The organism is Sphingopyxis soli, from assembly GCF_018682675.1.
Lineage (GTDB): Bacteria > Pseudomonadota > Alphaproteobacteria > Sphingomonadales > Sphingomonadaceae > Sphingopyxis > Sphingopyxis soli.
In genome coordinates this window covers 43,914-51,841 of sequence record NZ_JAFMTR010000016.1, presented here as the reverse complement: position 1 = coordinate 51,841, position 7,928 = coordinate 43,914, and the positions used below count along the sequence as shown (strand labels likewise).

Here is a 7,928-nt window from a genome sequence, read left to right as displayed (position 1 = left end):
TTGCCCCTCCGTCAGCGCTTCGCGCTGCCACCTCCCCATGGCTACGCCACAGGGAGGAATTCCATGTCCGCAACCGGTCGCTCCCGGTCGCTCGCAACCCTTGCGCGCGGACGCACCCGAGTTTGGAAGATCGCGGGGTTACAATCGACGCCGGTGACGCTAGGGGATTGGGAAACGGGCGCGTGTCTGAATCGAACCAAGGGGATTATTATGGACAGCGGCAGCAAGGTGCAGTTTTCGGATCGCGAGGCCCTGCTCTACCACTCATATGGCCGGCCCGGTAAGATCGAGATCGTCGCCTCGAAGCCGATGGCGACGCAGCGCGACCTTTCGCTCGCCTATTCGCCCGGCGTCGCGGTGCCCGTGCTCGCAATCGCCGAGGATCCGGCGAGCGCCTATGATTATACGGTCAAGGGGAACCTCGTCGCCGTCATCTCGAACGGCACCGCGATCCTCGGCCTCGGCAATCTGGGCGCGCTCGCCTCGAAGCCGGTGATGGAGGGCAAGGCCGTCCTGTTCAAGCGTTTCGCCGACGTCGATTCGATCGACCTCGAAGTCGCCACCGAAGATCCGCAGCGCTTCATCGAGGCGGTCGAACTGCTCGAGCCGAGCTTCGGCGGCATCAACCTCGAGGATATCGCGGCGCCGAACTGCTTCATCATCGAAGCGGCGCTGAAGGAGAAGATGAACATCCCGGTGTTCCATGACGACCAGCATGGCACCGCGATCATCACCGCCGCCGGCCTGATCAACGCCTGCCACCTGACCGGGCGCGACCTGTCGACGGTGAAGGTCGTCGTCAACGGCGCCGGCGCGGCGGCGATCGCCTGCACCGCGCTGATCAAGGCGCTGGGCGTGCGGCACGAAAATGTGATCATGTGCGACCGCAAGGGCACCATCTATCAGGGCCGCACCGAAGGCATGGACCAGTGGAAGTCGGCGCACGCAGTGCCGACCGAAGCGCGCGACCTGACCGAGGCGCTGAAGGGCGCCGACGTCTTCCTCGGCCTGTCGGCCGCCGGGGCGCTGAAGCCCGAGATGGTCAAGGATATGGCGCCCGCGCCGATCATCTTCGCGATGGCGAATCCCGACCCCGAAATCTCGCCGCCCGATGCGCGCGCGGCGCGCCCCGACGCGATCATCGCGACGGGCCGTTCGGATTTCCCGAACCAGGTCAACAACGTCCTCTGCTTCCCCTTCATCTTCCGCGGCGCACTCGACGTGCGGGCAACCGCGATCAACGAGGAGATGAAGATCGCCGCCGCCTATGCCATCGCCGACCTTGCGCGCCAGCAGGTGCCGGAAGAAGTGGCCGCCGCCTATGGCGGGCGGGCATCGAGCTTCGGCCCCGAATATATCATCCCCTCGCCCTTCGACCCGCGCCTGATGGAAATCGTCCCCGCCGCGGTCGCCAAGGCGGCGATGGACACCGGCGTCGCGCAGCGGCCGATCGCCGACATGGACGAATATCGCACCGAACTGCGCGCGCGGCTCAACCCGACGACCTCGGTGCTGACGCTCGCCTATGAGGCGGCGCGCGCCAATCCGAAGCGCATCGTTTTTGCCGAGGGCGAAGAGGAAGTGGTGCTGCGCGCGGCGATCCAGTTCCGCGATGGCGGCTATGGCATTCCGGTGCTCGTCGGGCGCGAAGGGCTGCACGACAAGCTGCGCGCGATGGGTGTCCCCGACGCCGAGAGTTTCGAGGTCCACAACAGCGTCAATTCGCCGCACGTCCCGCAGATGGTCGACATGCTCTACGAACGGTTGCAGCGCCGCGGATACCTCCGCCGCGACGTGGAGCGCATGGTCAACCGCGACCGCAACATCTTCGGCTCGCTTCTGCTCCAGCTCGGGCTCGCCGATGCGATGATCACCGGCACGACGCGCACCTACTCGCAGTCGATGCGCGAGGTGCGGCGCGTGATCGACCATGCCGAGGGCAAGACGCCGTTCGGCATCCATGTCCTCGTCGACCAGCATCACACCATCTTCATGGCCGACACGACGGTCAACGAGCGCCCCAGCGCCGAGATGCTGGCCGACATCGCCGAGCGCACCGCGCAGGTCGCGCGGCGGATGGGACATGAGCCGCGCGTCGCCTTTCTCTCCTATTCGACCTTCGGCAACCCCCCCGGGTCGTGGCTCGACAATATCCGCGAGGCCGTGTGCATCCTCGACGAACGCAATCCGGGCTTCGAATATGAAGGCGAAATGGCGCCCGACGTCGCGCTCAACCTGCGCGCGATGAAGAACTATCCTTTCTGCCGCCTGTCGGGGCCGGCGAACGTTCTCGTCATGCCGGGGCTGCAGTCGGCAAACCTGTCGGCGAAGCTGCTGCGCGAGCTGGGCGGCGGCGCGGTGATCGGCCCGATGCTGATCGGCATGGAAAAGCCGGTGCAGGTCGCGACGATGTCGTCGACCGCGTCGGACCTCGTCACCCTCGCCGTCCTGGCGGCGGGCGGTATCGCGCAATAAAAGAAAGGCGGCGGTCGTCGGGAAGACGCCGCCGCTGTTGCAACCCGCCCGGCAAAGGCCGCCGGCTTACTGCCCCGGCGAACCTCCGCCGGTCGTTCCCGGCGCGCCGACCGCACCGATATTGCCGAAGATATCCTCGAAGAAGCTGCGCTGGCGGCCGAGCGTCGGCGTCTTGTCGCCTTCGGGGCTGATCTTGCTCACCAGATCAAGCCCGGTCTTGTCGACCGCGACGACATTGCCCGCCGGATCGAAACGCACGCGCAGCACCTGCTGCGCGACGGGGCGCGGCCTGGCGAACGCCAGCTGGCGCGTCTCGCGCGAGACATAATAATATTCATTGTCGCTGAACTGACCGACGAAGGTCGGACGGCCGAGCGTCTTTTCGACCGATTCGCGGTTGTCGACGCCGGGGGCGATCGCATCGGTCAGCACCGGATCGACGAAATAGCCCTGCCGGCCCTTGACCTGCGCGCAGCCGCTGGCGGTCAATGCGAGCGCCACGCCCGCAACGATCAGGCGGGCGGGACGGGCGAAAGACTTGGGGTCGGCAATCGGCATCAACTCGTCTCCTTGCGCCGCTTTTCCCCGCATCGGGCGCCGGCGCTGGCAATCGCGCCTCTTAACCGCAAGCGGACGGCGCGCACAAGCGGCTTATGCCGCCCCAATGCTTGCGCCAAGCTGACCGACAGGCCTTTTCCGTTCAGTGGATTCGGCCTAAGCATTTGCGATGTTTTCAACGCTCCGCAAACTCTTCAGGTCCGATCCCGATCCCCGCGAAGCGCGGCGTCCACTGTGGAACGCCGTCGTCGCCACCGCGCGGCAACCGCACTGGTATAGCGAGGGCGGCGTCCCCGACACGCTCGACGGGCGCTTCGACATGGTCAGCCTGATCCTCGCGCTTGTCCTGCACCGGATCGACCAGGATCCCGAACAGGCGCGCGCGGGCGTCGAACTCACCGAATTGTTCGTCGACGACATGGACGGGCAGATGCGCCAGATCGGGTTCGGCGACATGGTCGTCGGCAAGCAGATCGGGCGGATGGTCGGCGCGCTCGGCGGCCGCCTCGGCGCATATCGGGCTGCCGACGGATCGGACGAACTCAGGGCGGCGCTGGTGCGCAACCTGTGGCGCGGCAAGGAGCCGCCCGCCGCGGGGCTGGCGCATGTCATGGCGCGGGTGGCGGCGCAGCGCGCGGCGCTGGCGGCGACTCCGGTCGATACGCTCGTCGTCGCGGAGCGGCTGCCCGAATGAGCGCGCCCGAATTTTCGCACATCGTCACGCTTGCCGACGCGGCGCAGGGTCGCACGGTGCGCATCGAAGCCGGCGACGCCGTCCGCGCGGCGATCGCGAAGCGGCTCGACCTCGCCGCGCTCGACCGGTTCGTCGTCACCGCCGAGGTGCGCGCGGTGGCGGGCGGAATCGCCGCGAGAGGTGCGATCGAAGCCGCGGTCGTACAGAGCTGCGCCGCGACCGCCCTGCCCGTGCCCGCAAAGCTCGCCGAGCCTTTCGATCTTCGCTTCCTGAAGGGCGCCGAGCCCGTCGTCGATCCCGACGAGGAGATCGAGATCAGCGACGGTGACTGCGATATCCTGCCGCTCGAGGACGACCGCATCGATATAGGCGAGGCGGCGGTGCAGACATTGTCGCTCGCGCTCGATCCCTTTCCGCGTCATCCGGACGCCGACCGCATCCTTGCCGAGAAGGGCGTGCTCAGCGAGGACCAGGCGGGGCCCTTCGCGGCGCTCGCGAAGCTGCGCGGCAAGCCGGGCGCCTAATCGCTCTCGGGCGCCTCTTTCGGCGCGTCCTTGACGAGGTCCGCGACCGCGGCGTCGAGATCCTGTTCGTCCTTCGCGGGCGCCTCCTTGCCCGCGCCCTCCGTCCCGTCCTTCGCGACCGGCAGCGAACCGCCAAGCGCCCTGGCGAGCCCGACGAGTTGTTCGCCGAGGACGCGATCGACCCCCGGCGCGACGTCGGCGACCTTGAAGCGCATATAGCCGCCGACCGTATAGTCGAAGCGGATCGCGCTGCCGGTCGGCGTCGGCTTGATCTGGATCGTCAGCGTGCCGGCCACCGCCTCGCCCTGTAGCGGGCCGAAAGCGCCCGACAGGCGCATCAGTTCGTCGGGTTTGGCGAACAGGATGCGCGCGTGCTGGACGCTGCCCGGCGCGCCGCCCGGCTTGGCGGGAGGCAGTTTCTCGCAAAAGCAGCCGCCGGCCTGCGAATCGAGCCAGAAGTTCGCGGCGTCGCCCGACCAGCTATGATCCTTCGACCACCATTTGTCGGGGGTGCGAAGCATCTTCCAGACATCTTCGGGCGAGGCGGCGACCTGCGCGCTGTGGGCAATGGTGAAGCCGATGTCGCTCTGGTCGATGACCTTCGCCTGCGCGGGCATGGCCAGCACGGCAGCCGAGAGTATCCCAGCAGCAAGACAGGATTTAGATTTCATACAATCCCCCTCCTCCCCGAGCTCCGTCATGGCGAGCGAAGCGAAGCAATCCAGGGCAGCCTTACGCCGCTCTGGATTGCCACGGGTCCGCGACCAAGTCACGGCTTATCCTGAGCGTCCGGCCCGTCGGCAGGCCGAAGGGACCCTCGCAATGACGTTTACGACAGGTGCGGCTCAGCTGCCGAGAATGGCCTCGATGGCGTCGTTGACATGATCGATGTCGGCCATGCCGTCGACCTTGCTGACGATCCCGCGCGCCTCGTAGATCGGCAGGATCGGCGCTGTCTTGGCACGATATTCGGCCATGCGCGTGCGCACCGTTTCCTCATTGTCGTCGGGGCGGCGCTTGAATTCGTGGCTACCGCAGACATCGCAGGTGCCTTCGACTTTGGGCAGCTTGTAGCGGTCGTGATAGCCAGCGCCGCATTTGGCGCACGAAAAGCGGCCGGTGATGCGGTCGACCAGTGCGTCCTCTTCGACCACCAGCTCGATCACATGGTCGAGCTTGCGGCCGCGATCCGCGAGGATGGTGTCGAGGGCATCGGCCTGCGCAGCGGTGCGCGGATAGCCGTCGAAGATCACCGAGGTGTCGCCGCCGAGCGCGTCGAGCCGCTCGCCGATCAGGCCGGAGACGATCTCGTCCGAAACCAGCTCGCCTGCGTCCATGACCGCTTTCGCCTGGAGGCCGATCGGGGTGCCCGCCTTGACCGCGGCACGAAGCATGTCGCCGGTCGAGAGCTGAACCATGCCATGCTCGCTTTCGAGCCGCGATGCCTGCGTTCCCTTGCCCGCGCCCGGCGGTCCAAGCAAAATGATGTTCAGCGTCATGGAAGCCCCTGTTACCTCTACCCTGTCGGGATTCGCGTAGCGGCGGCGTCAGCGACGCGCAATGCCGCCTTTCAATTTGGCCTTCTTGATGAGGTCGCCATATTGATGCGCGAGCATGTGGCTCTGAATCTGGCTGATCGTGTCGATCGTGACGTTCACGATGATCAACAGGCTGGTGCCGCCGAGCTGGAACGGCAGGCCCGACCCCGCGATGAAATATTCGGGGACGAGGCAGATGATCGCCAGATAGGCCGCGCCGATCACGGTGATGCGCGTCAGCACGAAGTCGAGATAGGCGGCGGTGTTCTTGCCCGGACGGATGCCGGGAATGAAGCCGTTCTGGCGCTTCAGATTGTCGGCGGTTTCCTCGGGATTGAAGACCACGGCGACGTAGAAGAAGCAAAAGAAGATGATCCCCGCGGCATAGAGCGCCATGTAGAGCGGCTGGCCGTGCGCGAGATACTGGTTGAGCGAGACGAGGAATTCGCCCCACGCCGTATCCTGCTGGACATTGTTGCCGAGCATCTGGGTCACCGTCAGCGGCATCAGCAGCAGCGACGAGGCGAAGATCGGCGGAATCACGCCCGCGGTGTTGACCTTGAGCGGCAGGTGGCTGCGGTCGGCCTGCATCACGCCGCGCTGCGTCGCGCGCTTCGGATACTGGACGAGGACGCGGCGCTGCGCACGCTCCATGAAGCTGATGAAGGCGATCACGACGACCGCCCCGACGACAACGGCGACGATCGTGCCGCCACCCATCGAGCCTTCGCGAACCTGCGTGAACATCTGCGCGAAGCTGCGCGGCAGCTGGGCAAGAATGCCCGCCATGATGATCAGCGAGACGCCGTTGCCGATGCCGCGGCTGGTGATCTGCTCGCCGAGCCACATCAGGAACAACGTACCGCCGACGATCGAGATGACGGCGCCGATGCGGAACATCATGCCGGGGTCGACGACCGCGGCGATGCCCTGACTCTGGCCGAGCGTTTCGAGGCCGACGGCGATGAAATACCCCTGGATCGCGGTCAGGAAGACCGTGCCGTAGCGCGTGTACTGGTTGAGCTTCTTGCGCCCGCTCTCGCCCTCCTTCTTGAGCGCGGCGAGGCTCGGCGCGAGCGCCGAGGCGAGCTGCACGACGATCGACGCCGTAATATAGGGCATGACGCCGAGCGCGATGATGCTCATGCGCTCGAGGCTGCCGCCCGAGAAGGTGTTGAAGATGTCGAGGACGCCGCCCGACGCGGTTTGGCTGTAGAGGCGCGACAGCGCGACGGGATCGACCCCCGGCAGCGGCACGAACGACAGGAAGCGGAAGACGATCAGCGCGCCGATCGTGAACCAGATGCGGTTCTTGAGCTCGGTCGCCTGGCCGAACTTCGAAAAATTGAGGTTGGATGCAAGCTGGTCGGCGCGAGAGGCCATGGGTGTCTTCCTCAGGAATATCCGGACCGCGCCCCCCGCGACCCGGCGCCTATGTGCGTTCGGAGGTCACGAAGCGCAAGGGGAAAGGCCCATTTTGCGATGCAGCTCGTCGATACCGGCTGCATCATCCGTTCGCATGGAACGGACAATCAATCTCGTGATGTGACGAGGGGCGGTCCTTCCGAACCGCCCCTTCGCAAATTCTTACTCGGCCTTGGCCTTGGCGCGGCGCTGGGCCTTCTTGCCTTCGGCTGCCGCTTCCTTGACTTCGGGAAGCTCGACCTTGCCGCCGGCCTTTTCGACCGCCTCGATCGCGCCCTTCGACGCACCGGCGACCGCGAAGGTCAGCTTGGCAGTAAGTTCGCCCTTGGCGAGGAGACGAACGCCGTCCTTGCCGCCGCGCGCAACGCCAGCCGCCTTCAGCGCGGCGTGATCGATCACAGCCTTCGCATCGAGCTTCTTGGCGTCGACCAGCTTCTGCACCAGGCCAAGGTTCACGATCGCGAAATCCTTGCCGAAGATGTTGTTGAAGCCGCGCTTCGGGATGCGCATGTGGAGCGGCATCTGGCCGCCCTCGAAGCCGTTGATCGCGACGCCGCTGCGGCTCTTCTGGCCCTTCTGGCCGCGGCCCGCGGTCTTGCCCTTGCCCGAACCGATGCCGCGTCCGACGCGCATCCGGCCCTTGCGGGCGCCTTTGTTGTCGCTGAGTTCGTTAAGCTTGATCGTCATGTCTGTGCACTCGCTTTCGCTGTGGTC

General features: G+C 66.1%; 8 protein-coding genes. 3 read left to right on the top strand and 5 right to left on the bottom strand.

Annotation, left to right across the window (positions count from 1 at the left end):
* Positions 1 to 210: 210 nt before the first annotated feature.
* The gene (locus J1N50_RS02435; RefSeq protein ID WP_215350016.1) at positions 211 to 2,475 is read left to right on the top strand and encodes an NADP-dependent malic enzyme; all 2,265 of its coding nucleotides are present in this window, start codon (positions 211 to 213) and stop codon (positions 2,473 to 2,475) included.
* Positions 2,476 to 2,541: 66 nt separating this feature from the next.
* Here J1N50_RS02435 and J1N50_RS02430 read toward each other — a convergent pair whose 3' ends face one another.
* Complete coding sequence (locus tag J1N50_RS02430) at positions 2,542 to 3,033, bottom strand: outer membrane protein assembly factor BamE (protein ID WP_215350014.1); 492 nt, start codon at positions 3,031 to 3,033, stop codon at positions 2,542 to 2,544.
* A gap of 169 nt (positions 3,034 to 3,202) precedes the next feature.
* Between J1N50_RS02430 and J1N50_RS02425 the strand changes: the two genes are divergently transcribed.
* Complete coding sequence (locus J1N50_RS02425; protein ID WP_215350012.1) at positions 3,203 to 3,727, top strand: ubiquinol-cytochrome C chaperone family protein; 525 nt, start codon at positions 3,203 to 3,205, stop codon at positions 3,725 to 3,727.
* Positions 3,724 to 4,251 carry a YceD family protein gene (locus tag J1N50_RS02420; protein WP_215350010.1) on the top strand — a complete coding sequence of 176 codons (528 nt, stop codon included), beginning with the start codon at positions 3,724 to 3,726 and terminating at the stop codon, positions 4,249 to 4,251. The genes J1N50_RS02425 and J1N50_RS02420 overlap by 4 nt, the downstream gene beginning before the upstream one ends.
* Here J1N50_RS02420 and J1N50_RS02415 read toward each other — a convergent pair.
* From J1N50_RS02415 to rplO, 4 genes are all read right to left on the bottom strand, one after another.
* Positions 4,248 to 4,922 (bottom strand): SRPBCC family protein, encoded by a 675-nt coding sequence (locus tag J1N50_RS02415; RefSeq protein WP_215350008.1) that lies wholly within the window; start codon positions 4,920 to 4,922, stop codon positions 4,248 to 4,250. The two genes, J1N50_RS02420 and J1N50_RS02415, sit on opposite strands and share 4 nt — an antisense overlap.
* Positions 4,923 to 5,096: 174 nt before the next feature.
* A complete protein-coding gene (locus J1N50_RS02410; protein WP_215350006.1) occupies positions 5,097 to 5,750 on the bottom strand; it encodes an adenylate kinase in 654 nt (217 codons plus the stop codon).
* Between the two features lie 48 nt (positions 5,751 to 5,798).
* Positions 5,799 to 7,172: a preprotein translocase subunit SecY gene (secY, locus tag J1N50_RS02405; protein WP_215350004.1), complete on the bottom strand. Its 1,374-nt coding sequence runs from the start codon at positions 7,170 to 7,172 to the stop codon at positions 5,799 to 5,801.
* 204 nt (positions 7,173 to 7,376) lie between these two features.
* Positions 7,377 to 7,901 carry a 50S ribosomal protein L15 gene (gene rplO, locus J1N50_RS02400; protein WP_215350002.1) on the bottom strand — a complete coding sequence of 175 codons (525 nt, stop codon included), beginning with the start codon at positions 7,899 to 7,901 and terminating at the stop codon, positions 7,377 to 7,379.
* Positions 7,902 to 7,928 lie beyond the last annotated feature (27 nt).

What these genes read in the sequence shown, in the direction of transcription:
- J1N50_RS02410 (WP_215350006.1), bottom strand. Translation starts at nt 5,750, where the DNA reads ATGACGCTGAACATCATTTTGCTTGGACCGCCGGGCGCGGGCAAGGGA.
- J1N50_RS02415 (WP_215350008.1), bottom strand. Translation starts at nt 4,922, where the DNA reads ATGAAATCTAAATCCTGTCTTGCTGCTGGGATACTCTCGGCTGCCGTG.
- secY (WP_215350004.1), bottom strand. Translation starts at nt 7,172, where the DNA reads ATGGCCTCTCGCGCCGACCAGCTTGCATCCAACCTCAATTTTTCGAAG.
- J1N50_RS02420 (WP_215350010.1), top strand. Translation starts at nt 3,724, where the DNA reads ATGAGCGCGCCCGAATTTTCGCACATCGTCACGCTTGCCGACGCGGCG.
- J1N50_RS02430 (WP_215350014.1), bottom strand. Translation starts at nt 3,033, where the DNA reads ATGCCGATTGCCGACCCCAAGTCTTTCGCCCGTCCCGCCCGCCTGATC.
- rplO (WP_215350002.1), bottom strand. Translation starts at nt 7,901, where the DNA reads ATGACGATCAAGCTTAACGAACTCAGCGACAACAAAGGCGCCCGCAAG.
- J1N50_RS02435 (WP_215350016.1), top strand. Translation starts at nt 211, where the DNA reads ATGGACAGCGGCAGCAAGGTGCAGTTTTCGGATCGCGAGGCCCTGCTC.
- J1N50_RS02425 (WP_215350012.1), top strand. Translation starts at nt 3,203, where the DNA reads ATGTTTTCAACGCTCCGCAAACTCTTCAGGTCCGATCCCGATCCCCGC.